Source organism: Fibrobacter sp. UWS1 (genome assembly GCF_002300445.1).
In the GTDB taxonomy this organism is placed as follows: domain Bacteria; phylum Fibrobacterota; class Fibrobacteria; order Fibrobacterales; family Fibrobacteraceae; genus Hallerella; species Hallerella intestinalis.
This window is the reverse complement of the sequence record NZ_NSGW01000001.1, coordinates 413,866-438,334: the sequence shown is the minus strand read 5'-3', so window position 1 is coordinate 438,334 and position 24,469 is coordinate 413,866. Positions and strand designations below refer to the sequence as shown.

General features: G+C 50.7%; 22 protein-coding genes, 2 tRNA genes and 1 pseudogene. 10 read left to right on the top strand and 15 right to left on the bottom strand.

Features of this window, described 5'->3' with window-relative positions; translation table 11 throughout:
- Positions 1-34: 34 nt before the first annotated feature.
- From BGX14_RS16375 to BGX14_RS01780, 8 genes and pseudogenes are all read right to left on the bottom strand, one after another.
- A pseudogene (locus BGX14_RS16375) lies at positions 35-596 on the bottom strand (YdeI family protein).
- 28 nt (positions 597-624) lie between these two features.
- Entirely contained in the window at positions 625-870 is a 246-nt protein-coding gene (locus BGX14_RS15190) for a hypothetical protein (RefSeq protein WP_143394082.1), read from the bottom strand.
- 141 nt (positions 871-1,011) lie between these two features.
- Positions 1,012-1,087 (bottom strand) — tRNA-Asp (locus BGX14_RS01805).
- A 5-nt stretch (positions 1,088-1,092) separates the two neighbouring features.
- A tRNA-Val gene (locus BGX14_RS01800) sits at positions 1,093-1,167 on the bottom strand.
- Positions 1,168-1,353, bottom strand: coding sequence for a hypothetical protein (locus BGX14_RS01795; RefSeq protein ID WP_073305334.1), 186 nt, complete (start codon positions 1,351-1,353; stop codon positions 1,168-1,170).
- A gap of 121 nt (positions 1,354-1,474) precedes the next feature.
- Complete coding sequence (locus BGX14_RS01790) at positions 1,475-3,763, bottom strand: HD family phosphohydrolase (RefSeq protein ID WP_095878889.1); 2,289 nt, start codon at positions 3,761-3,763, stop codon at positions 1,475-1,477.
- Positions 3,760-4,707 carry a PhoH family protein gene (locus BGX14_RS01785; RefSeq protein WP_073305337.1) on the bottom strand — a complete coding sequence of 316 codons (948 nt, stop codon included), beginning with the start codon at positions 4,705-4,707 and terminating at the stop codon, positions 3,760-3,762. The genes BGX14_RS01790 and BGX14_RS01785 overlap by 4 nt, the downstream gene beginning before the upstream one ends.
- Positions 4,708-4,710: 3 nt before the next feature.
- On the bottom strand, positions 4,711-5,022 hold the full coding sequence (locus tag BGX14_RS01780; RefSeq protein WP_095878888.1) for a hypothetical protein: 312 nt from the start codon (positions 5,020-5,022) through the stop codon (positions 4,711-4,713).
- Positions 5,023-5,117: 95 nt separating this feature from the next.
- Between BGX14_RS01780 and BGX14_RS01775 the strand changes: the two genes are divergently transcribed.
- The 6 genes from BGX14_RS01775 to BGX14_RS01750 all read left to right on the top strand — a co-directional run bounded on the left by BGX14_RS01775 (position 5,118) and on the right by BGX14_RS01750 (position 16,854).
- The gene (locus BGX14_RS01775; protein WP_095878887.1) at positions 5,118-6,497 is read left to right on the top strand and encodes an aminopeptidase P family protein; all 1,380 of its coding nucleotides are present in this window, start codon (positions 5,118-5,120) and stop codon (positions 6,495-6,497) included.
- An 82-nt stretch (positions 6,498-6,579) separates the two neighbouring features.
- A complete protein-coding gene (locus tag BGX14_RS01770; protein WP_095878886.1) occupies positions 6,580-7,389 on the top strand; it encodes a hypothetical protein in 810 nt (269 codons plus the stop codon).
- Positions 7,390-7,407: 18 nt separating this feature from the next.
- Positions 7,408-10,851, top strand: coding sequence for an MFS transporter (locus BGX14_RS01765; protein ID WP_095878885.1), 3,444 nt, complete (start codon positions 7,408-7,410; stop codon positions 10,849-10,851).
- A 33-nt stretch (positions 10,852-10,884) separates the two neighbouring features.
- On the top strand, positions 10,885-14,268 hold the full coding sequence (locus BGX14_RS01760; RefSeq protein ID WP_095878884.1) for an MFS transporter: 3,384 nt from the start codon (positions 10,885-10,887) through the stop codon (positions 14,266-14,268).
- Positions 14,269-14,292: 24 nt separating this feature from the next.
- The gene (locus tag BGX14_RS01755) at positions 14,293-15,189 is read left to right on the top strand and encodes a hypothetical protein (RefSeq protein WP_095878883.1); all 897 of its coding nucleotides are present in this window, start codon (positions 14,293-14,295) and stop codon (positions 15,187-15,189) included.
- A gap of 66 nt (positions 15,190-15,255) precedes the next feature.
- Positions 15,256-16,854: an EAL domain-containing protein gene (locus BGX14_RS01750; protein WP_095878882.1), complete on the top strand. Its 1,599-nt coding sequence runs from the start codon at positions 15,256-15,258 to the stop codon at positions 16,852-16,854.
- A gap of 141 nt (positions 16,855-16,995) precedes the next feature.
- On the opposite strand, the gene BGX14_RS01745 is transcribed toward BGX14_RS01750, so the two are convergent.
- A complete protein-coding gene (locus tag BGX14_RS01745; protein WP_095878881.1) occupies positions 16,996-17,526 on the bottom strand; it encodes a DUF4416 family protein in 531 nt (176 codons plus the stop codon).
- Positions 17,527-17,577: 51 nt separating this feature from the next.
- Here BGX14_RS01745 and BGX14_RS01740 point away from each other — a divergent pair, with 51 nt between their 5' ends.
- Together BGX14_RS01740 and BGX14_RS01735 are read left to right on the top strand one after the other, a co-directional pair.
- Positions 17,578-18,390 (top strand): thymidylate synthase, encoded by an 813-nt coding sequence (locus BGX14_RS01740; protein WP_095878880.1) that lies wholly within the window; start codon positions 17,578-17,580, stop codon positions 18,388-18,390.
- Between the two features lie 24 nt (positions 18,391-18,414).
- Positions 18,415-19,419 carry a tryptophan--tRNA ligase gene (locus tag BGX14_RS01735; RefSeq protein ID WP_073305359.1) on the top strand — a complete coding sequence of 335 codons (1,005 nt, stop codon included), beginning with the start codon at positions 18,415-18,417 and terminating at the stop codon, positions 19,417-19,419.
- Here the strand turns inward: BGX14_RS01735 and BGX14_RS01730 are convergent.
- The 6 genes from BGX14_RS01730 to BGX14_RS01710 all read right to left on the bottom strand — a co-directional run bounded on the left by BGX14_RS01730 (position 19,396) and on the right by BGX14_RS01710 (position 23,663).
- Positions 19,396-20,847, bottom strand: coding sequence for a nodulation protein NfeD (locus BGX14_RS01730; protein ID WP_073305361.1), 1,452 nt, complete (start codon positions 20,845-20,847; stop codon positions 19,396-19,398). The two genes, BGX14_RS01735 and BGX14_RS01730, sit on opposite strands and share 24 nt — an antisense overlap.
- 124 nt (positions 20,848-20,971) lie before the next feature.
- Positions 20,972-21,589, bottom strand: coding sequence for an AvaI/BsoBI family type II restriction endonuclease (locus tag BGX14_RS01725; protein WP_369833015.1), 618 nt, complete (start codon positions 21,587-21,589; stop codon positions 20,972-20,974).
- A gap of 52 nt (positions 21,590-21,641) precedes the next feature.
- A complete protein-coding gene (locus tag BGX14_RS16240) occupies positions 21,642-21,911 on the bottom strand; it encodes an AvaI/BsoBI family type II restriction endonuclease (RefSeq protein WP_198951127.1) in 270 nt (89 codons plus the stop codon).
- A gap of 1 nt (position 21,912) precedes the next feature.
- Positions 21,913-22,308: a DNA cytosine methyltransferase gene (locus BGX14_RS01720; protein ID WP_073306271.1), complete on the bottom strand. Its 396-nt coding sequence runs from the start codon at positions 22,306-22,308 to the stop codon at positions 21,913-21,915.
- Positions 22,298-23,038, bottom strand: coding sequence for a DNA cytosine methyltransferase (locus BGX14_RS01715; RefSeq protein WP_198951005.1), 741 nt, complete (start codon positions 23,036-23,038; stop codon positions 22,298-22,300). Before BGX14_RS01715 ends, BGX14_RS01720 begins: the two co-directional genes overlap by 11 nt.
- Positions 23,039-23,171: 133 nt before the next feature.
- Positions 23,172-23,663, bottom strand: coding sequence for a peptide chain release factor (locus BGX14_RS01710; protein WP_073306275.1), 492 nt, complete (start codon positions 23,661-23,663; stop codon positions 23,172-23,174).
- On the opposite strand from BGX14_RS01710, the gene BGX14_RS01705 reads away from it, so the two are divergent.
- Entirely contained in the window at positions 23,658-24,227 is a 570-nt protein-coding gene (locus tag BGX14_RS01705) for a hypothetical protein (RefSeq protein WP_095878879.1), read from the top strand. The genes BGX14_RS01710 and BGX14_RS01705 overlap by 6 nt on opposite strands.
- Complete coding sequence (locus BGX14_RS01700) at positions 24,224-24,391, top strand: hypothetical protein (protein WP_158223195.1); 168 nt, start codon at positions 24,224-24,226, stop codon at positions 24,389-24,391. Before BGX14_RS01705 ends, BGX14_RS01700 begins: the two co-directional genes overlap by 4 nt.
- Positions 24,392-24,469 lie beyond the last annotated feature (78 nt).

Here is a 24,469-nt window from a genome sequence, read left to right as displayed (position 1 = left end):
TGTAATTTATTTTTGCTTTTTGAACCGAGCTTTTTCAATATGAAAGTCGTCCGTTGTCGTTCCACTCGCCGTACATAACGCCGTTCCTGCTGTTTTCGATGAGTTTTTGAAGGCGGAAACGGAAAACTTTTGGATTTTTCTTTTTGATTTGAACCGTGTCTATTCGGATGCGCTGATATAAAACCGGAAAAGTCAAAAAATAGTGCCACGCCTTTTTGTCCGCTTGAAGGGCGGCGAGCACATCTGCGTCCATGACAAAGCCCTTTTCAGACATATCGGAAAGAACGGCTCTGCCCGCGTCTGTCATCTTGCCGAGTTTTTCCATTCTGCGGCAACGCTCTTTGTTCAGTTCGGACCATACGCTTTTTTTTGCGACGTGGTGCAAAACGCTGCGCCGTTCCGAGTCCCGTTTTTTTGGTCGTGCAGTCGATCCAACCGAAGCAGAGCGCTTCTTCGACAGCGTCGATGTACCAGAAAGTGCCGTCATCCACAGGGCGTCCCCGTTGGACGATAATCCAGCATTCTTTTTCCTTGCCATGATTTTCCGAAAGCCAGCGTCTAAATTCGCCTCGGTTTTTGATAGGCAGAATTTCCATGAAGTCTCCGTTTTGGGGGACGAGCAATTTAAGTGCAGCGGCAAAAACTTGACAATCCGGGCTTGCGAGACTGCGATTCGCCTATCGTACAGGCGTGTCCGCATTTCACTTTGGTCATCGTGTTTCTCCTTTTTTCGGGCGGCTTTTTGTTCCGCACCGCTTCACAAAAATCAGGCTTTCCGTGCTTCCGCTTTCGCTCCATTCCCGCGCTGTGCGCGTGAACGCTTGCCGCGGCACTCCAATCCTTGCCGCAAAATCCGCCAAGTCCATTCATATTAGCAAAATGGCAGGCGTGGGCATGAGGCAAACCCGTGACAGCCAGATGAAAAAGAAACGAAGCGCAGAAGTTCTGCGAGAGGAGGCGGAAATGCGCGCGAGTTTAAAACAAAAAACCTCTCCGAAGAGAGGTTTTTAGCGGGACGGACGAGGCTTGAACTCGCAACCTCCGGCGTGACAGGCCGGTGCTCTAACCAAAATTGAGCTACCACCCCGTTTCTGGGCGATAACGGATTCGAACCGCTGACATTCTGCTTGTAAGGCAGACGCTCTGAACCAGCTGAGCTAATCGCCCCTACTTCTTTCGATCATTGCCGCCCCAGAAGATTCCAATAGGAATGACAACCAGATAGGCAAGAACCAAAATAATCGGTGCGACCGTCAGTGATACAGGGTTGTCCGCAGGCCCTTGGGCAAGACAGACAAATCCGATCACTATCAACAAAGCTCCGAGAGCCACTAAAAGAATGTTCTTCTTCATAACTTCAAGCCTTGTTTAGTGTTATCACCAATAGGGTAGCCCAAATATATAAATGATTTTAAACCGTGTCAAGAGGTATTCCAAGAAAAAATGCAATTTTTTTTGAAATACTCGAATTTTGTCAGGGCTGGAGTTGTGGACGCCTTCTTCCTGCGGCAAGTGCTGCGGCTGGATACTTCACGCGGGTGTGGTATGTGCCGTCAAGACTCTGCAAAAAGACTTTTGTGAGCTGGGAAATTTCTCGCAGATTGAGTCCGCTTTCGGAAAGCTGGCCTTCGTTAAGCCGGGCGTTGATGGTCGTGTAAATGAGGTTTTCCAGTTTTTCTGGCGTCGGTTCGGGCATGGCGCGGCTGGAAGCTTCGACGACGTCCGAAATCATCAGTATCGCGGTTTCCTTGGATTGCGGCCTGGGTCCCGGATAGGTGAAGTCCGCCGCTTTCGTTCCTGGATCCTGCTTTTTGGCTTCCTGATAGAAATACTGGATGATGCTCGTGCCGTGGTGTTCCACAATACCGTCGGTGATGGCTTCGGGCAGCTTGAATTCCTTGGCGAGTTCAATTCCTTGGGTAACATGGCTGAGAATGATTTTGGCGGAGTCGCGCGGCTGGAGACTCGTGTGCGGGTTGATGCCCTGTTTCTGGTTTTCCGTGAAAAATTCGGGACGCATGGTTTTCCCGATGTCGTGGTAAAGGGCCATGGTGCGCACGAGCAGGGCGTTCGCGCCGATTTCGTCGGCGACTTTTTCGGCGAGATTCGCCACCTGAATGGAGTGGTGGAAGGTTCCCGGAGCAAGGTCGGAAAGTCTTTTGAGCGCAGGGCGGTTAAAGTCCGAAAGCTCCAGCAGCGTCAAGTCGGTCGTGATGCCGAAAATGCGTTCGGCCAAATGGATGAGCACCACGGAGGAGACGGCGCTCCACGTGACGATATTGATAACGCCCGCGAGGAATGTCGGGTAGATGATTTCCCACTGGAAGCGATTGCGCAAAAGCAGTTGGATGGAAAGGGCGATGGCAAAGGCGACGATGGCGGCCAGAATGCTCCAGATGAATTGGGAACGGTAACGGATCCGGTTCAGGTTGTGAAGCCCGGCCCAGCAGATTCCAAAAGCGAGAATGGTTGTCGAAAGGTCGTAGCCAGAGAGAATGCCCAAAAAGGATGCCGAAAAAATGGAGAAGAGCGTGCCGATTTTCCGGTCGTAGAGGACGGTGGAAATGACGGGGGAAAGGATGAAGGGGAAGAACCACGTTACGTCGATGTCCTGCGGCAGGTTCGGGGTGGTCGTCTGGATGTAAGCGCCAAAATGGTGAATGGCCGCAAATGCGCAAAGCTGGATGGCGGCGAGGGCGGCGATGCTCCAGATTTGGCGGCGGGTGCGGAAACGCTTGGAATGGAAGTAGTAAAAATACAGGAAAAAGAGGAAAATGATGACGGCGATAAAGATGGCTTGACCGTAGATGGCGGTGAAGTGCCGCGAACCTTCTTCTTTTTGCATGGCGTTCTGCATGGCTTCTAGCCGTTCCAGTACGTCTTTGGTGACAATCGATCCTTGCGAAATCAGTTCCATGCCGCGGGGAATCATGCCTTTGGAAGCGTTCACTTGATTTTCGGCCAGTTCCCGGCGGTGTTCCGTTTCTTTTTTCAGATAAAAGACGTTGGGCAGGGTGAACACGTAGAGGGCCTCGTAAAATGCGCTCTGCATCGCCTGGTTTTTGAAATACCGTTGCAAATCGGTGAATGTTTCGTCGATGGCGCGTTCGCGTGGCTGGATGCGGCTGGCGTCCAGCTTGCGTTCTTCATTGTCCCGCACAAAGGAAACTTCGGTTTTGGAATAGGGCAGGTAATTGACGTCCTGGATGTTGTAGGTGTCTCGGAAAAGTTGCACGCTGGTGTTGTTCGTCGCGAGAAGCGTGTTGGAAACGCCTTGATCTAGCATCCGGTTGAACGCGCTTTCCAGGGAATCCCTTGCCCGCTTGCTCGAAGAGAGCTGCTGCACGGCCGTGTTGGAAAGGCGGTTCGTCAGCTGGTGAAAAATCTGGGAGGCCTGCTGCACTTTGATCTGCATGGTCGAATCGTCGGTATCCGCCGAGATTTCGGCCTGGAGAGTTCCATAGCGGGAAAGACTCGAAAGGTAGGATTTTAAATCGTTGAGAATGCGCACGGTTTCGTCGTGGTTGTATTCGAATACCGCATAGACTTTGTCGGCGGCGCGGGATTTTTCGTTGATGATTTCCTGCGCGGACTTGGGGACTTCAAAAGAAATGGGGGCGACGATGGTCCGCGGGCTAATCTGCCCCAGGTGGGGAACTTCGGATTTTTGCGCCAAATTTTTGTCGGGGAACAGGACGATTCCCAAAATAATGACGATAAGGCATCCGAAAAAGAGATGCCGCTTCAAAGTTTTATGATTCATTTTCTGTCTCCGGATTCGTATGCTTTAATGATTTCCCGTACCAGGGGATGGCGCAGAACGTCTGTCGCCGGAAAGCGGATGTGGGCGATGCCTTTGACTTTGGACAAAAGCCGGATGGCGTGCGCAAAACCGGAAGTCTGCTTGGGACCCAAATCGATTTGGGAAGAGTCTCCGGTGATAATCGCTTTGGAGTGGGAACCCAGACGCGTCAGGAACATTTGCATTTGCGGAATGGTCGTGTTCTGCGCTTCGTCCAGAATGATGAAGGCGTGCTTGAGGGTTCGGCCTCGCATATAGGCGAGCGGTGCGACTTCAATTTGACCGCTTTCCTGGTATTTGCGCAATTTTTCCGCGGGCAGCAGTTCGGCCAGGCTGTCTTGGATGGGGCGCAGGTAGGGCGCGATTTTTTCTTTGAGGTCGCCGGGAAGGTAGCCGAGCGATTCTCCCGCTTCGACCGCTGGGCGCACCAGGCAAATGCGTTCCACTTCTCTTTGTTCCAGGCTGGCGACGGCGATGGCCACTGCGAGGAAAGTCTTTCCCGTTCCCGCAGGCCCGTCGGCAAAGATGACGTCGTTTTTTTCGCAGGCTTTGAGCAGTTCCGCTTGAGATGCGGTCTTGGCGACGACGGGAATTCCCGTTTTGTTCCGGAGGATGACTTCCTGAGGAATGAAGGGAGTTTCGTTCGGGCTTTTTTCGGCAAGGCCCGACAGAAAATGCGGCGAGATGAACGTGCCGTTTTTGGCTGCGATTTTCACCTGATCGAGCATGGACAAGGCTCCTTGAAGGTCGGCTTTGTCCCCTTTGGCTTCGATGCGCAGTCCGGAAAGGCGGGAATGGACGATAACGGAAAAACGGTCTTCCACCATGCGGAAAACCGTTTCATTTTCTCCCGCGATAATCCGTTTGAGATTGTCGGAAAGAGGGTATCGGACTTCTTGTTCCATCAATTATTGGACGGCTTCTGCATCGGCTGCGGGTTCTTCGGCGGCCGGTTGCGTGGAAATGCCGAGCTGGGTTTTCGCTTCAAAAATCTGGCGGCGCAGCTCGTGGTTTTCTTCCGTCATTTTCATGGCTTCTTGCTGGGTTCTTTGCAGTTCGCCTTCGTCCACTTTTTGGGCTTTGGCGGAACCGCCTTCGGCTTCTTCCGAGTATTCTTCAGCAGCTTCTTCGCTTCCCCCTTGACGGGAGCCTGCGCAAGCGACGAGGGAGAATGCGCAAAGAGAAGCGAGGGCGAGTTTCCAGAGTTTAGATAAAGACATTGTAAAAGCTCCATGCAAAATTGGTTCTACGGAAATATATATAGAAAAATCGGCGTGTTTTCGTTTTAGGCGTCAAAAAAAGTAGATTTTGTGGCATGAATCGCTATTCTCAGGTATTTATTGAACCGTCGGGCGATGTGCCCGCAACCGAAATTTATCGTTCCCGCCGAAAGAAACTGCTGAAAAAATTGGAAACCATCGGCCTTTTTGCCGGGGTTTTTCAAAATCCGGGTTCCGAAGAAGTCTTTACGGAAATCGGGAACAAGATGGTCCAGGATCCATCCTTTTTGTATTTGACGGGCTTGAATCAGCCGGGTTGCAAGCTTTTGCTGAATCCGCTTGCGGAAAGCGAAGGGGAACGCGAGGTGCTGTTTTTGCCGCCCAAGGACGCTTTGGGGGAATTTTGGACGGGGCGAAAGCTCGCGTATTCGGACGACTTGGACGAGGTGAAGGAAAGGACGGGTTTTCAAAGGATTTATCCTTCGACGGAGTTCTGGCGCTATTTGGACGCGTCCGTGAAAAAATGGCGGCTCGATACGCTGGAAGTTTTTTTCTTGGAATTTTTGACGAAGAACGGCGTCCGGGGGATTACGGGGGATCACAACGGGCGTTTCGCCGATGAATTGAAAGCGCATTTCGGCGATTCCTGTCGCATAAAGAGCCTGGCGGAAAAGCATTTCGATTTGCGGGTCGTGCTCGATCCCTTTCAGCAGAAGGATTCCCGGAAAGCGCAGGGCTGGACTGCCGAAGCGTTTCGCCTCTTTTTGAAGGAAATGAAAAATTTTCGGACGGAACGGGATGCCGCTTTGTTCTTGAATTACCAGATGCAGCGGCAAAGTGACGGGGATTTGGCTTTCCCGACGATTATGGCTTGCGGAGAAAATGCCTGCTGCTTGCACTATGTGAAAAACGACGAGCCTTTGGAAAGCGGAAAACTTTTGCTGATGGACTTTGGAATCCGGGCGGGAACGCAGCACAGCGACATTTCGAGAACGGTTCCCGTCGGCGGAAAATTCAACCCGCTGCAAAAAATCCTGTATTCCATTGTTCTGGATGCTCAAAAATTTCACGCTTCGCAGGTGAAGCCCGGAGCGTTTTTGCGGGAATTGGATGCGAATGTCTGGAATTTTATTGAAAAAGCGCTCGACGAACGTTTTGTGCAGAAAGGCGGCAAATGCCGTCTGCTTTACGACAAGCGACCGCACGGCGTCAGCCATCTTATCGGGGAACAGATTCACGAAGGCGACCCTTTCCGCGTCTATATGGACAAACCGCTTGAACCCGGGATGCTGATTTCGAATGAACCCGGAATTTACGGCTATTTTGAAATCGAGCTTTCTGGCGTGCGCTATGCGGAAAATGTCGGAATCCGCATTGAAAACGACTTGCTGGTGACTCCGGATGGCTGCGAGGATATTTCGGCGGCGATTCCGCGGGAAATCAAGGAAATGGAATCGGCGATGGCGGAATTTTGAGGGGAAAGTCCTGAAATCCTCGGTCAATTCTGCTGGGTATATGAGTTATTTAATTATCTTTGGGCTGAAAATGAGGTAGCCAATGAAAAAAACAGGTCTATTGTTTGTTCTCGCTTTTTCGGCGCTGGGTTTGGCGTGGAATAACGAATTCGGAGTCATTCCTAAAACGTTCCAGGTGCAGCTCTCCGGGAATACGGTTTTGTATAGCAATCTGTATCACGACGGTGATAAGGCCTCTTTGGACGAAACCTATCTCCAGTTGAATTTGATTCCGACGATTCGGGTCAGCCCGGTTCGGGGCATTGAATTTAATTTCAGCTATCCATTTCGCAGCGATGAAGATATGAAGGATGCAACGGGTTTTTGGGGGCCGATTCTCGGCATTAAATACGGAAGCCCTTCTTCGGCGGGATTTTTGAATTTCGTGTTTCCGGCGGGGTCTAAAAATCTGTTGGGAAACGGGGAAAATCCCTCTCCGGCGCTGATTTTTGGCGGAACCAGTTTTTACGGCAACTGGGAATCCTTCGGGATTCGGCTGCATTCCTGGTATTTTTGGGATTTTAACGAACATTCTGCGGACGAGCTTCTTTTCCTTATCCGCCCGGAATTGAATCTGGGGTTGATTCAGATCGGTCTGGGATTTCCCTTTGAATGGATTTTCGGAAATTCCAGTGCTTGGATTAGCAATACGCCGGGAACGGTTCGCGCGATTGGTGGTGGCGAAGATTTCGAATACGTGATGGTCTTTTCCATCCAACCCAAGGCCGTTATCGATTTGGGAAAAATCAAGGTGGAACCCTATTTTTCGATTCCCCTCTGGAAATATACGAGCAAGCACGCCTTTATGTATTACAGCTTTACCCTTGGCGTGGATGCGAAATTGAATTTCTGATTTTGAGGTGATTGGCTTATGTGGAATGTTAAAGGTACGCTTCCCCTGTTTCTCTCTATTTTTGGAACCACTTTTGCGGTGATGGGGCATTTTGTCTTTACGCAAAAGGTTTTGACGACGCATTACGACGGTTCGCAGCTTCAGTTCTGGAGTGCCTGCTTCCAGGCTTTTTTCCTGCTCCCGTTTATTTATATGGTGGTGCCGGCGAGTTTCTTTTCGAACCGCTTTTCTAAAAATCGGGTTCTCGCTTGGACATCGGTCGTCATTACCGCTTCGTTTATCGCGACGGGCGTCTTCTACACCCTCAAGTTTTACAATCTGGCGATTTTCTTTACTCTCCTGACGGCTTCGGCGTTTGCCGTGCACAGTCCCGCTAAATACGGCATTTTAAAAGAAATGTATGGGACCAAGAGCCTCGGTTTTGCCAATGCGGTTTTGCAGGTGATTTCCGTGATTGCTCTGGCACTTGCGGCGTTGCTTGTTCCCGGTCTGGATGCGGTGGATTCCGCTTTTGACGGTTCGCCGACGGTCAAAGAATTTTTGAGCAAGACGGTTGCTTGGCCGTGGGTCTTTATGGGAATCAGCGCCATTTCTACTTTGGCGGCGTTTTTTGTTCCGCAGGTGCACCGTGGCTATGCGTCCGCGCGCCGTTCTTCCGTTTTCCGCAATTTGGCGCACACCTGGAAAATTCCGATGGTCCGCGCTTGCATGGTCGGCATTTCCATTTTCTGGATTGGTGTGCAGGTCTTTGTAATGGTCTTTCAGCAGCAGACCGCCGCTCCCAATGAAACGCTGGCTCTTTTCAAAAACGGGATTTTCTTTGCCATTCTCGGGCTTTTGCTCGGTTCTATCATCGTCGGTCGGGCTTCCAAAGATTATATCGAAACGGGCCTTGTTCCGATGGGAGCGCTCGGATCGTCCGTCTGCCTGGCCATCGTTCCGTTCCTGTCTTCGCAGGTTTTTATCGACGTGGCTTTCTTTTTGATGGGCGCTTTCGGCGGGATGTTCCTGGTGACTCTCAATGCGCTTCTTCAGTTCAATACGACGGCGACCAATTCGGGGCGGATTCTCGCCGTTTCCAATTTGATTCAGATTGTTCTTTTGGGAGCCTTCCTCGGGCTGGAATCCGTTGTCCTTTACAATGTGCAAACGCATTTCCCGGAATACCGCAGCTGGATTTTCCCGGGATTTTTTATTGCGCTCGCCCTGATTTCCTTTGTGGGATTCACCTATTCCCTCAAGCATCTGCCGCAGGCCCTTTTGCGCTCGCTTTTGCGGACTTTTTTCAGCCCGTACAAATTGAAGGTCCTGGGTCTCCAGAATGTGCCGGATGAAGGTCCCGTCCTTTTGATGGGCAACCATTTCAGCTTTATCGATTGGGCGGTTTTGCAGATGGCGACCCCGCGTCCGCTCCGGATTGCGAGCAACAAGGACCATTTTGAAAAGTGGTATTTGCGCTGGCTTTTAAAACGCATGGGCGTTATCCGGATCCATAAAAAAAATCCCGCCGAAGCGATGCAAAAAATTCATGAAGCCTTGTTGAACGGCGATGCGGTGGTGCTTTTCCCGGAAGGCGAAATTGCGAAGTCTCCGTTCATCGGGCCTTTCCGCATGGACTACTCCGAAGCCATCAAGGACACGGAAACGGTAATCGTTCCGTTCTACATCCAAGGATTGTGGGGGAGCCGTTACTCTTACACGAACGAAGTGCATTTGTTTGGCCCTGCTTTGACTCGCATTATCACAGTGGCTTTCGGCGAAGCGCTCCCCAAGGAAACGGAACCGAACAAGATTCGCAACATTGTGCGGGAAATTTCTATCGATGCCTGGAGCAACTCGCTAAAATACTACAAGCCGATCGCTTCGTCGTGGCTTTACGCCTGTAAACGCATCGTGCGTTCGGGACCTTCGATTTACAGTCCGGACGGTGCGCACTTCTCGGGCTACAAGCTGCTTTGCGCGACCTTGGCCTTTAGCCGCGTATTTAAAAAACGCCTTTCGGGAGAATCGCATATCGGGATTATGCTGCCGCCTTCTGCGGGTGGTGTCATTGCGAACCTGGCGGGCTGGGTGCGCGGAAAAATCAACGTGAACCTGAATTACACGTCTTCGCCGGATATCGTCGCAAAGTGCATCGAACGGGCGGAAATCAAAACGATTATTACGAGCCGCGTTTTCTTGGAACGCCTAAAACAAAAGGGAACGGATTATTCCGTGCTTTCCAAAGTCTGCACGCTGATTTACGCCGAAGATGTGCTCAAGGGAATTCCCAAGTCGGCGATGGTGTTCCACATGTTTGCCGGCATCATTTTGCCCGTCAAATTGATTGAATTTTTCTATTTCAAAAAAGTCCGCTTTACGGATACGGCGGCCATCCTGTTCAGCTCGGGTTCGGAAGGAACGCCAAAGGGCGTGGAGCTTACCCATTACAACATCGTGGGGAACTGCCAGCAGCTCTCTTGCATTTTCAATGCGACCAAGTCCGACGTGATGCTGGCCGAACTCCCGCTTTTCCATTCGTTTGGACTTACGGTGAACGTCCTTCTCTGTCTGGTGGAGGGCATTCCCATCGTGGTGATTGCTGACCCGACGGATGTGAAGACGATGGCGCGCGCTTGCGCCGAATTCCGGGTGACGGCCTTTGTCGGAACGCCCACATTCCTGCGCGCGTTTACGGTAAACCGCTGGGTGCATCCGATGTGCTTCAAATATCTGCGCTTGATTATCGCGGGGGCCGAAAAGCTCCGTCCCGAAATCACGACGGCGTTCCGGCTCAAGTTCGGCAAGGATATTTTGGAAGGTTACGGCTGCACGGAAACCGCTCCGGTGGCGTCCGTCAATTTGGACAATATCCTTTTGGACGATTACCTGACGATGCAGGTGAATCACAAGCCGGGTTCGGTGGGAATGCCGCTTTGCGGAACCCTCTACAAGATTGTGGATCCCGATACGAACGAGGAATTGCCGGTCGGCGAAGACGGCATGATTCTCATCGGCGGTTGTCAGGTGATGAAAGGCTATCTGAAGGATTCGGAACATACGAAGAGCGCGATTGTGGAACTGGACGGTCGCCGCTGGTATCGCACCGGGGACAAGGGACACTTGGACGAGGACGGCTTCCTCACGATTGTGGACCGCTACAGCCGTTTTGCAAAACTCGGCGGGGAAATGATTTCTTTGGGAGCGGTGGAAATCCGCATCAACGAAACGAAGATTCTGGAAGGCAGCGATTATATGGTCACGGCGATTCCGGACAGTGCCAAGGGCGAATGCGTCGTGCTGCTCTATTCGGGTTCGGAACAGGAGCCTGCGGATGTCTTGCGCGCGCTTCGCAAGTCGGGCATTCCGCCGTTGATGGTTCCCGGGCTGGCCTTCAAGGTTCCCGCGGTTCCCAAACTCGGGACGGGCAAAGCGGACTTTAAAGCGTCCAAGCAGCTCGCCCTGGAACTTGCCAAAGCGTAGAATTTCTAAATTTCCGCCAAAATAAGGATTATCATGCGAAAAAAAGGCCTGATCCCGTATTTGGTAACTGTTTTAGCTTCATCTTTTATGCAGATGGGGCTTTTTCTTTTTTTTGAACAGTGGCTCAAATATTCGTTTGCAGAACCGAATGAATTTCCGGTTTACAGCGCATTGCTGCAAGCGATGTTCTATGTGCCCTATTTGCTTTTTTTCCCGATTGCCGGTTTTCTTGCGGACCGCTTTGGCAAGGGGAAGGTCATCGCCTGGTCTTCGCTCGGCTATGTGGCGGGATCGATAGTCATCGGCGTCTTGTGGACGGTCGGACTTCCGCAGGTTGCCATCTGGTTTGTGTTGCTGGTTTCGTCTTCGTTTGCGCTGGGAAGTCCCGCGCGCTACGGCGTGGTCAAGGAAATGTTCGGAACCGAGCATCTCTCGACCGGAGTCGCCCACATGTTCACCATGATGATTATCGGGGCGTTGGTCGCGTCTGTCGGGGTGATAAGCCTTTATCATGAATCGGCCACTTTGCTGGGCGTCGATTATCTGCTTTGGATTTTTGTCGGCGTGGCGGTGCTTTCCGAGGTGGCGGCGTTTTTCATTCCCAAAACGGGTCAAGAAAGAGAATCCTTGCAGATTCGCTCGCCGGGTCGGATTTTTCATGCGACTTGGTATATCAGCCTTTCGCGCATGATTATCATCGGGCTTGCGGTTTTTTGGGGACTGGCTCAGGTCTTTATTCTGCTTTCCCAAAGCCTTTCCGGCGAAGCGTTCTTGGCGGTGGTGCGGAACGGTCTGGTCTTTTCGGCTGTGGGCATGGTCTTTGGCGGCTATCTCGCTTCGCGCTCTTCGCACCAGTTTATCGAAGTCGGGCTGATTCCCGTTTCCGTGTTCGGCTGCAGCGTCTGCGCATTCTTCATCCCGATGGTCGATAATCCCGTCATCATCCGAATGCTTTACGCTTTTCTCGGCCTCTTTTTCGGGGCGCTGGGGACGGTCCTCAATTCGCTTCTTTTGCAATACTCCCGCCCGGTTTCCACAGGTCGAATCGTCGCCGTATCCAATATGGTGACGATGCTCTTTTTGATTTTTGTCGTCGGGTTGGAAGCGATTCTGCTTGAATTCACGCACATCGACCGTGAAACTTTCCTTTTTGTTTTCTCACTCTTTTTGCTGGGCGCGTTTGTCTGGGCGTTCATCCGTTTTCCGCAGTCGCTTTTGCGGACGATGTTCCGCGCCTACTATGTGTTCCGCTACAATCTGAAGGTGACGGGCAATGAGAACATCCCGATTGAAGGTCCGGTTTTGCTGATTGGCAACCACACGAGTTTTATCGATTGGATTCTTTTGCAGATGTCTTCCCCTCGGCCTTTGCGCTTGGCGATGAACGAAAATAAGTCGGAGCACGGCTTTTTCCGCTGGGTTCTCAAACTTTTGGGCGCAATTCGCATCAACCGCCGCAACCCGGAACCCGCCATGGAGAAAATCCGAAAAGCGCTGCTGCACGGCGAAGCCGTCGTCGTGTTTCCGGAAGGCGAGCTTGCCAAATCCTGCAACATCGGGCGTTTTTCCATCGATTATTCGTCGGCGGTCAAGGACACGAGTGCGCGCCTGATTCCGTTCTACATCCAGGGGGTCTGGGGAGGCAAATACAGCTACACGGATGAAAGCGTCAATTTCGGCGAAAAGACGACCCGGATTGTTTCCATCGCATTTGGAAAAGAAGTGCCGCTGGAAACCGAACCGGCCAAGTTGCGCAATATCCTGCGGGAGCTTTCCATGTCGGCTTGGGCGAAATCGCTTTCGTACTACCCGACGATTATTCCGCTCTGGTTGAAAGCGGCGAAACGCCGCGTGCGCCACCATGTTTCCATTTACAGCCCGCAGGGCAATCACTTGACGGGCTATGGCCTTATTCAGCAGGTGTTGATTTACGCCCGCGCTATCGAGAAGATGGCGGCCAAGGAAGAACGGCTGGGGTTCATGCTGCCGCCTTCGCCGGAAGGGGTTTCGCTTTTGCTCGGCATCTGGACGGTCGGGAAAACCAGCGTCAATTTGAATTACACGTCGGGAATCGATACCGTTTTGAAGTGCATGGAACGCGCCGAAATCAAGACGGTTCTGACGAGCTGGGCGTTCTTGAACAAATTGCAGCGCCGGGGACAGGATTTCTTTAAACTCGGGACTGTCTGCAAACTGGTCTGCGTGGAGGATTTGGAAAAATCCGTAAGTCCGCTCTACCGCGGTCTGGCGATTGCTTCGTCGATACTGCTTCCCGCACGGCTGATTCATTTCCTGTTTGCCAAATCGGTGAAGCCCGAGGACAATGCGGTCATTCTTTTCAGTTCTGGCTCCGAAGGCATGCCGAAAGGCGTGATGCTGACCTATCGCAATCTGGTTTCCAATACGCAGCAGGCCAATTCCATCTTTTCGATTCGCCCGCACGACGTGATGCTTGCGGAACTGCCGATTTTCCATTCGTTCGGTTTGACGGTGACGATGCTTTTGCCGCTTCTGGAGGGAATCCCCATGGTCACTTGCTCCGAGCCGACGGATGTGAAGACGATGGCGCGGGTCTGTGCGGAATACCGCGTGACCATTCTCGTAGGAACGCCGACTTTTTTGCGCGCGGTAGGCATTAACCGCTGGGTGCACCCGATGTGCCTCAAACATTTGCGCCTGGTTCTTTCCGGCGCCGAGAAATTGCGCACGGAAATTCGCGACCTCTTTGCCCGAAAATTCAAAAAGGACATTTTTGAAGGCTATGGCTGCACGGAAACCGCTCCGGTCGCCACGTTCAATTCCGAAGATGTTCTTTTGGACGACTTTTTGACGATGGATCCGCGGGCGAACCTCCAGTCGGTCGGAATGCCGATTCCCGGAGTCGGCGTGAAAATCATCGATCCCGAAACCAACGAGGAATTGCCGCAGGGCGAAGAGGGCATGATTCTTATCGGCGGGTGTCAGGTGATGAAAGGTTACCTCCGGGATCCGGAGCGCACAAAGAGCGTGATTCTGGAAATCGACGGTCATCGCTGGTACAAGACGGGCGACAAGGGTTATTTGGACAAGGACGGCTTTGTCTTTATCGTGGACCGTTACAGCCGCTTTGCGAAACTCGGCGGTGAAATGATTTCTTTGGGAGCCGTCGAAGGAAAATTGAACGATACGGGGCTTCTTGCTGGCATGGATTATGTGATTGTCGCGATTCCGGATGAGGTGAAGGGCGAACGGATTGTGCTGCTCTATTCCGGCGATAAGGATGCCGATGAACTGCTGCGGGAAATTCGCAAGTCGGGGATTCCGCAAATGATGATTCCGGGAGCCGCATTCAAAGTGGAGCAAGTGCCCAAGCTCGGTTCGGGCAAGGCGGATTTTGCGACCGCCAAGAAACTTGCCGTGGAACTTTCGACCAAGTAGCGGTTCCGTTTTTTGGGAGGATTTATGCTAGAAGAAGCTTTGCCGAAAAGTGACCTTTTGAAATCCGAAACGGAAAAGGGATTTTCCAAAATTCGTACGGTGCGCCTTTTGGGAATCGTGGCTCTAGCTCTGGCAATCCTTTTTGGCGTTCTGTTTCTTGCACTTTCCTATGTGGACGATTTTGCGTCGCAGGTGGTGAATCTCGCCATGGCGCGCTACAGCAATTTCACCGGCAAATTCGCCTTGAACAATTTTGAAGAGGACAAGCGGCTGATGGCCATTCTGCTTTCGGTCAAGGACGAGCTTTTGCCGCTCGTCGAATGTCTGAAACCGATCGCCTTTGTGAGCGCATCGCTTTTTGGAGTTGCCGCCCTTGTTTTTTGGATTTTCCCGTCGTGGATAGCCGAAAGGCTTCTTCGCTTTCGGATTTTGCGTGTGGCCGGGGAAGGCTCGGGCAATTCGATGTCGCCTTTTTCGCTTTCCAAAAAGACGCTGGTTGCTTTGGCGACCCTTGTCACGGTAGTGCTATTGTCGTTTTTTGTTCTGCAAAGGGATCCTGCCAAGGAGAATGTGGAAAAAGCGGCGGAGTTGGAGCGGGAAACCGCCCGCTTTGTGCAATTGCAGCGGCAATTCTATCAGAAAAACAAAAAGCTCGGAACCTGGGCGCAAATCGGTTATGAACCGGCAAAATCCGACGATTTCCTTTTTGAAAAGCGCGGAAAATTTGCATGGCAGGCAAAAAATCGAAAATCCTGGGAAGAATGTCCGGATTCCAGCGTCTGGAAGGCCTCATTTGAAATGACGGGATTTTTTACCAAGGAACTGAAAATCTACATATCGGCTCCGAAAGCGGCGAATTGTGCGCATTTAACTCCCGATTTTAGGCAAAATGTACTGCAGCGTTCCGCAAAACAAGAATAGAATTCTCGTTGAATTTTGCTTTTTTGTAAAAAAAGCTTATCTTTAAAGGGTAAATGTGAGGTCGTCATGTTTTTTTCTCCGGAAGAGGTTCTAGAAAAATTTCCGTCAGCGCTAAAAGCGGGAGAGTTTGCTGTTTATTACCAGCCGCAGTTCAGCCATTCTACGGGCCGCCTTATCGGTTCGGAAGCCCTGGTCCGCTGGATTTCTCCAGAACACGGCATCGTTCCTCCGTTGGATTTTATTCCTGTCTTGGAAGAAAATCGGCGTATTCCGGAATTGGACGCCTATGTGTTTGAACAGGTCTGCCGTTTTTTGCGGAAAATGCTGGACAAAAATCTGTCTGTCGTTCGGATCTCGGTGAATCTCTCTCGTTGCGATGTGATAGAACCGGATTTTATCCAGCGGTTGGAAGAAATTCGCCAGAAATACAAAATCCCTTCGAATCTTATTCATATCGAAATTACGGAAACGATGATTGTCCATGGGGCGAAGGTCGTCATGAATTCCGTGGACCAGTTTCATGCTTTGAATTATAAAGTGGAAATGGACGATTTTGGCAGCGGCTATTCTTCGCTGGCGGCTCTCAAGGATATTCGTTTTGACGTGCTGAAATTGGACATGAATTTTATTCCGGACGGGGCGATTGGCGATCATCGTGGCGGGATTATTTTGAGTTCGGTCGTTCGCATGGCGAAATGGTTGAAACTTCCCGTCATTGCCGAGGGCGTGGAAACGGTGGAACAGGCTGACTTTTTGCGCAGCATCGGGTGCGACTATGTGCAGGGCTACTTGTATTCCAAGCCGATGCCCGAGCAGGATTACGAAAAATTGCTGAACGGAGCCACGGTCGGGGCGATTGTGCCGCAGATGAAATTGCTGGACTCTTTGGATGCCAACCGGTTTTGGAATCCGGGATCGATGGAATCGCTGATTTTCAACCATTTTGTGGGCGGTTCCGCCATAATCGATTATCACGACGGGCAAGTGGAAGTTTTGCGGGTAAACCAGAAATACCTGCGCGAAATGGGAATGAACCAGTCGGAAAAGAACCTCATCCGCTCGAATCCTTTGAGCACGATGTCGGCGGCGGATCGGGAACTTTATTTGAAAACTTTGGATGCGGTGATTTCGACAAAAACCGAACAGGAATGCGAAACTTGGCGGGAACTTCAGTCGGCGTGCTGTGGCGACGAGAAGGTCTGCATCCGCAGTTCTTTTCAGCTTATCGGGGAGTGCGAGGTCAGTCGGCAATTTTTTGTGAGCATCCGGAATATCACCAAAGAAAAATTGCAAATTCAGTCCCTGTCGGAAAGCGAACGCAAATTCCGCATGGCCAGCGAACAGGCAAATATCTACTGTTGGGAATACTGGGTGGAAAAAAAGGAAATGCGCCCTTGCTTCCGCTGCATGCGCGATTTGGGGCTTCCGCCTTTGATTCGCAATTATCCGGAGCCCGTTATTCGTTCGGGGCTTTTCCCCGCCGAAGTCGCCGATATGTATCGGGATTGGCATCGCCAGATTGCCGCCGGCGTCAAATCTTTGGAAGCGGTGATTCCTTTAACGGAAAATCGTATTCCGTTCCGGGTCCGCTACACGACGGAATTTGACGATTTAGGAAAGCCCGTCCGTGCGTATGGATCGGCGGAGTGCATGGAAAACAATTAAAAAATGGGAATTCTTTTTCAGACGAGGCGAACTCGGTTTTCAGTTGTCAGTCTTCAGTTATCAGTTCCAACTTCCAACTTCCAACTTCCAACTCTCAACCGGTCGCTAATCGCTTTTGAATATGAATTTTTAGCGCAAGCCTTAAAGGACTTTTCGCAATTCCTTGCGGACGTTTTCTAAGTAACGGATGTATTCTTCGCTTTGGTAGTCGCGATAGGTCCATTCAAAAGGGTGAAAGTGCCCGTCTTGAAAATAGAGAGTCGGCTCCACATAAATGCCGTCTCGCATATAAACTCGCTGCCGCTGGTCTTTTGTCGTCGCTAAAAAAAATTGGCCGAGGGTCATGTAGCCCGGATCCAGATTCACGGGGCGCAGCCCATCGCTGCCGCATTCCTTGGCAAAGTCCAGCTCCATTTCGTTTGTCTGCAATTTGATATCGACAATAGTCTCCCTTTCGATGAGTTTCTGGTAGCAGACAAAGGCGCGCACGGGATTTTCGCCGATTTCTTCTTTATAGTAGTTGGTAAAGCGAAAAGGGAAAGGCTCCAGAACAAGATCCTCTTCACCGTAGATGTGGCGAAGGCGCGGACGGATTCGTGCGATGAGTTCGGCGTCTTTGGCGAGAAAGCCCATGACGAGTTTCGATGGTTGCGGCTTGTGCGTTAGTCCCATATCGCAAAGATAGCTTCATTGCACGGAAAAGAACTTTTATATTTTTGTCCCATGCAGCAATACCTAGACCTTTTACGAGACATTATGGAAAATGGCGTGGACCGTTCCGATAGGACGGGAACGGGGACGCGTTCCGTTTTCGGACGGCAGAACCGTTACGATCTTTCCCAAGGATTTCCGTGCCTGACGACCAAAAAACTTCATTTGCGGAGCATTATCCATGAACTTTTGTGGTTTTTGAAAGGCGATACGAATATCCGGTATCTGCATGAGAACAAGGTGACGATTTGGGACGAATGGGCGGATGAAAACGGGGACCTCGGTCCGGTTTACGGGCACCAGTGGCGCAGTTGGCCTTCTCCGGATGGCGGGCATATAGACCAGATTCAGAATCTATTGGACTCGCTGAAGAACAATCCGGATTCCCGTCGTCATCTCGTGTGCGCCTGGAATGTCGCTGAAGTGGACAAGATGGCGCTTCCCCCTTGCCATTGCCTTTTCCAGTTTTACGTGGGGGGTGTGGGAAAAAGCGGTCGGCGAAAACTCAGTTGCCAGCTGTATCAGCGGAGTGCCGATATGTTTTTGGGCGTTCCTTTCAACATCGCCTCGTATGCGCTTCTCACATTGATGCTTTCGCAGGTGCTGGACTATGAACCGGGAGATTTTGTGCATACTTTTGGCGACCTGCATTTGTATCACAACCATTTTGAACAGGCGAAGGAGCAGCTCGCGCGCACGCCGCGCCCCTTGCCGACCATGAAGCTGAATCCCGACGTGAAAAGCCTGTTCGATTTTCGGTTTGAAGACTTCAGTCTGGAAAATTACGACCCGTGGCCGACGATTAAAGCTCCGATTGCGGTCTAATGGAATTATTTCTAAATTGCGGTTATGAAAAAAATTTCACTTACAGGCATTAAGCCTACAGGAACCCCGCATTTGGGGAATTATCTGGGCGCCATCCGTCCGGCTTTGGAACTTGCTAAAGATTACGACACCATTTATTTTATCGCCGACTATCATGCGCTGACCACGGTGCACCAGGGAGATGAAATGCGGGAAAATATTCGCAAGGTCGCAGCGACTTGGCTGGCTTGCGGACTCGATCCCGAACGCGGGCTTTTTTATAAACAGAGCGACATCCCGGAAATTTTTGAATTGAGCTGGGCTTTGAGCTGCTTCACGCCAAAGGGTTTCATGAACCGCGCTCACGCTTACAAGGCGAAAGTCGAAGCGAATCGCGCTGCCGGCGAAGACCTGGACACGAACATCAACATGGGCCTCTATTGCTACCCCTGCTTGATGGATGCGGACATTCTGATGTTCAATGCGGATGTCGTCCCGGTCGGTAAGGACCAGAAACAGCATGTGGAATTTGCCCGCGACGTGGCGATACGATTCAACAAGCAGATGGGCAAAGATGTCTTTACGATCCCGGAACCGTTCATCCAGGAAACGACGGATGTCATACCCGGACTCGATGGACGCAAAATGAGCAAGTCCTACGACAATACGATTGAAATTTTTTTGGAACCGAAAGCGCTGAAAAAGAAAATCGGAAAAATCGTAACGAACAGCCTGCCGATAGAAGCCCCGAAAGATCCGGAAACCTGCAATGTTTTCAACCTTTATAAGTTGTTTGCGACTCCCGAAGAAACGGCGGCTCTTGCGGAAACTTATCGCGCGGGCGGTATGGGCTGGGGCTTTGCCAAAGGGGAACTCCTCAAGGTGCTGGAACGCACATTTGGCGAAGCTCGTGAAAAGTATAACGATTTGATGGCGAATCCGACGCGAATCGATGAAATTCTTCACGCGGGCGCAGAAAAGGCGCGGCCTGTGGCGCGCGCCCATTTGGAACAGATTCGGGAAGTGCTAGGCTACGGGAAGATTTTCTGATTTTTCCACCCAGATTCTTCCATCCGCTATTTCGGTAACGCAGACGGTTTCGCCTGCGTTTATCATTTCGCCTCTTGTTTGCACGTCAAAAGATTTGCCGTTGAATCGGGCGTGTCCCACCGGGCGGAGCGGAGTCTCGGCTTTTCCGAGTTCCCCGATTTGGATTTCCCGCATATCTTCTGTGGGGGAGGTGGCGTTTCCCAAATCGGTTTTAAGCATGGGAGTCCAGCCTTCGGGCAAAAGGGGAATCAGGTATTTGGAAGCGAGAATGGGGAAGAGCACGGCGATGAGGGCGCAGGCGGCCACATAAAGCAAAATGGGCTGCCAGGAAGCTCCGGCTTCGGAAACGCCGGGAATGAAAGAAGGCAAACTGGAAATATCGAAGGTGAGGACGAGGGCGATTCCCATGCACAGGATGCCCGCAATGCCAAAAAGGAAAGTTCCGGGCAACACCAGAATTTCAACGACGAACAGCCCGATGCCGAGGACGAGCAAAATGACGGGAAGGTAATCGCCCAGATGGTTGGCGTATTGTCCCAGAAAAACGGTGGCAATCAAAACGATTCCCGCAATGCCGAAGAGTCCAAATCCCGGCGTTTTAAATTCGATATAAAGCGCGCCGAAACCGAGAATCAGCAGAATCCCGGAAATGCCTGCGATAAATCGGGCGATTTTTTCTCCCCAGGTGGATTCAATCTCGTGGCTGCTTTCAATGCCGAGCATCTTTTCAAAAGCGGCTTTGGTTTCGGGAGTTCCTTTGGAAAATTGCAGGGCGACAGCTTCTTCGTCGGTCATGGTCAAAAGTTCCCCGGAGTCCACGAGAACTTTGGGCGTTCCCCAAAAAGCCTTGTCCTGCTTGCTCCACTTTTCGTATTTGGATGCTTCGACGGCGATGGTGGAATCTTTGCGCTGCAATTCGTAAACCGCCAAATCCGGAGAGACCATTGCCATGGAAAGCAGTTCCGGGTAGCCGTTCTTTTGGGCGAGGTTTCGGAATTTGGCGCGAAGGGGCGACTGGATCTTTTCACCGACGATTTGCGGAGTGCCGTCGCTGTTCTGCACAATCGGGGCGCAGTCGCCGATGGTCGTTCCCGGCAGCATATAGAGTTCCTTGCTGGATAGGGCGATTAAAGCCCCGGCGCTAATCGCCTTTTTGGAAACGAACGCGACGGTTTTCGCCTTTTTGATTCCCATGATCGTATCGACAATATCGAATGCCGCATCGAGTCTTCCGCCGAAAGTATTGATGTCAAAAACGATGTAGTCGGGATTTTTCTGCACGGCTTCGCCAATAGCGCGGGCGGCGTAATCGTACATTCCCGGATCGACGTCGCCATCGAGGGAAATCCAGACGGCGGTTTTTGCCCAAGTGAATCCGGTCAGGAAAAGAACGAAAAGAAGAATGAAAGTCTTGAAAAAATGTTTCATGCAAATTCCGGGAAAAAGTTCCTTGTAAATTTAATCCTAAAGTCGGAATTGGTCAAATAGCGAAAATTGTAGAGGTGTTGAATTTGATGGGAGAGTCCAAAATAGTGGGACAAGGGTGTAGCGGTTACTGGTTCACTAGCCAATCGCAAAAGGAAGACAGCTGGTTGTCATTTGTCAAATTGGCTGCATAGTCAAGCATTCCAGTTTGAAGCTGGCTGTATATTTCTTCAGCCATCGCCTTTTCAATAGCTCCGCCGATAAATGCGATGTACACTTTTTTAAAAGAAGACCGGATACGATCTAAAGCTGCTCTGGCCGTTTTCCAATGCTCGTCGGCTCCGGCAGGATCTATGCCTCCCTTCAGCTCTCCCATGACTATGTAATTCTTGTAGTCTTTTAAAATCGGTTCCAGATGCTTTTTATCAATGGCTTCGGCGAATTGGTTAAAAACTACAAAGTCCACATTTTTTGAAACGCCTGGGATATTTGTATTGTGAATGAGCATTCTTGGATAGTTTCCGTTTTTCCAGCGAATCGCCTTTGCGGCACTTTCGTCGTTTGGCGAGCAATTTTGTCCATTCATCCATTTTCCTTCGCCTCGATGAATTTCAAACGGAAAGCCGTAAACTCTCAATTGCGCAATAATTTTTCGGGACAGCTTTTCTACGGCTATTTTGCCAATGATGTTACGCATTTTTCCACCGAGTTGGTCGCCTAATGCGAGAAGATAACGATATACAATTTCATCGACACATTTATTGCCGCAGGGGCGTAGAACCCTATCTACAAATTCTTCAAGTGTAATCCACAGTCAAATGGCTCTGGGCTTTTACGGATAAACCGGAAGCAAGCAAAAGGGCTTCACGGATATCGACCTGATTCATAATATCGTCGCAGGAATTGGTTTCTGAATTTAATTTCGCCCACAGGGCTTTTCCCTGTTCGAGATAGGGAATAGATTCGGCATTTCGTCGCAAAGCAATTTCAAGAAATCCGTTTCTTCTTGCTTCTGGAGTCGTGACAAAATCTTCAGCCCGAGAAATGTACGGAAGGAATGCTGCCATTTTATTTTTCCTTCATAATTTGTTCTTTTACGGCTTTGGCTACAGCTTCCGCAAGAACGGGGGGAACCGCATTTCCGACTTGGCCAAATTGGGTCATTGCCACATTTCGGGAGTGGCTGTAGGAATCTAGCCGGACACCTGTAAATTCCCATTCCAGTGGAAAAGTTTGCAAACAAGCTAATTCGCGCACGGTTAGTGTCCTGTCGTATTTAGGATGGATAAAATCCCTGTAGCCGCTCCGCGTGACGGTTGGCGATGGACGGTTCGGGTCTAATCTTCTGTAGGCACTTCCAAAAATTTTTTCTTTGTCTGCAAGTTTTTCCCCGATGCCCACTTTCTTTATTTTTTCTATGGTTGAAGGCGCATGGGCTGTAGCTTCGTGATTTTTAATAACCATGCTTTTCTATTCTCCCTTTAATAGAGGATGCAACTCGCCTTGCTGTTTCGGATGGAGCAGTTGCTGGAGGAAGTTTTCCGATGGCGTCCTGTACTGTTTTGTAAGGCCTTAATTTTTTGTCGAATAGATTTGGAGTCTGTTCGCTTTGTGAAAAACCATAAATAGGTTCCGGAAAGACAAATGGAATGTGTAGCCTGTTTCCGACAATAAAAATTCTCTCGCGAAATTGGGGGACTCCATAAGAAGCCGCGTTCAAAATTTGATACTTGACTTCGTATTGGTATGTTTTGCCTTTGTATTGTATTGGTTGAGTGGCCTCTTCAATGATGGCATTCAAAGCCCTTCCGTGTTCCCAGTTGGCAAGTCCCCGTACGTTTTCCATAACAAATCCGACGGGCAGGGCTTCACGCACAACCCGGATGAATTGAAGAACGAGTTTACCGCGAGGGTCGTTCAGGCCCATTCTTTTTCCGGCCAAACTGAAACTTTGACAAGGAGGTCCGCCAACTACAAGAGCTGCTTCAAGAGGTTTCAAATGGCCTGCATTCAAAATACATTCCGTCGGAATTTCGTTGATGTCGCCTTCAATAACAGGAACTTCGGGCATATTTGTGCGAAGAGTGTTGCAACAAGCCGAGTCCCTTTCTACCAAGACGGCTGTTTGAAAGCCCGCTTCATGAAAGCCTATGTCCAGTCCTCCGGCACCGCTGAACAAAGAGATTATTTTCATTTTATTTTGCATTGCCTATAGAAAATAGTTTTTCCTTTGTGAGGAAAAGTTGGGATGGGTGTAAATTCATCGGGAAATAATTCGCCTTTTGAGATGGTCTGGGGTATTTTGATTCTTGTGCCCAATCAAATTGTTAGCGTAGTGGCGGCTTGCGCCCGGCAGCGCGCAGCTCTTGCACTTTGGCGAGCACCGCCTTGTTCGCATGGAGAATGCGGGTCAGGGCGGTTGGCGTCAGCCCGAAGGCGTTTGCCGCTTCTTTCGTATCGCCTCCGTTGGCGGCGACAATATCCAGAACGTCCGCGATGAATTGCGGGTAGGCCTCGTTGGAAGGCTGGATATGCCCCATGCTTCCCGGAAATTTCAATTCGCTTGTCGCTTTGGGCGCTTCTCGGACGTTTAGGGCAATGGCCAGACGCATCCGGTGCAATGCGTGCACCTTGTTTTCGCTGGCGCTCCTGCTTTCGCAAGATTTGATTGCTAAATTGAATGCGGACAGCCGAAGATCGACTCCGGAATTGGTCTTGTTGCGGAACTGACCGCCGGGACCGCCGCCTTGAAAGCCCGAAACTTTGCAGGCTTTGAGAAGTTCGTTCAGCGGCATTTTCAAATAGGAATCGCGATGCATCGTCAAAAAAATACAATATTCTCTGCGACAAAAGGCGTGTTGTTTTTCCTTTTCGTCGGCCTCCTTGCCGTGCTTTCTGCCTGCGCCGGGCATACGGCGGCAAAGACTTCCGATGCGGTGACTTTTGAGCAGACTTCCGAAGAGAAAATGCAGAAGCTCGAACAGACTTTCGCCACTTTGCTCCAAAAAATGAACGAGAACATCCCGCCGGAATCGCTTCTTGTTTTTCTCACGGACACATCTTATTATTGGACGGACACCTTGCAGCGTTATGCCAAGGAATTGCCTGCGGAACGCGTCGAAGAATTGCCGCTTGGTGAAATGCTCGCCGTTCTTGTCTATCGCATTTTTGAGCACGAGCGGGCGTGGGATCCGAACCTGAATGAAGATTATCGGATGCTCTCCCTTTTCACGGGAAAAAGCGGCGTGTTCGTGCGGACGACCGGATTAAAGCTCGGGCCTTTTGAAATCAAAAAGGACAGGGGAGTGTCGGGCTGGCGTCAAGTCCCAAAGTTCCCGTCATCATTTTTGAATGGGACGATTCGGTGTGGAAGCTGGATTTGAAAGCGACGCTTCCGCTGATAACCAAAGGGCTGGAAAGCATCGGCGTGAAAAAGAATTGGACGACCAAGGAACTCGCGCTCTACTTGCTGGAAAAGGAATTCCATTACAAGTATCCCGACATTTCTTTTGACGATTCCCTTTTGGACCCCTACTCGACTTTTTAACGGGAACTGCGAAGGAAATTTTCAAAATCGGTTGAATGGGATTGGTTTGCTGTCTGCGGTCAGTCGTTGAAATATCGG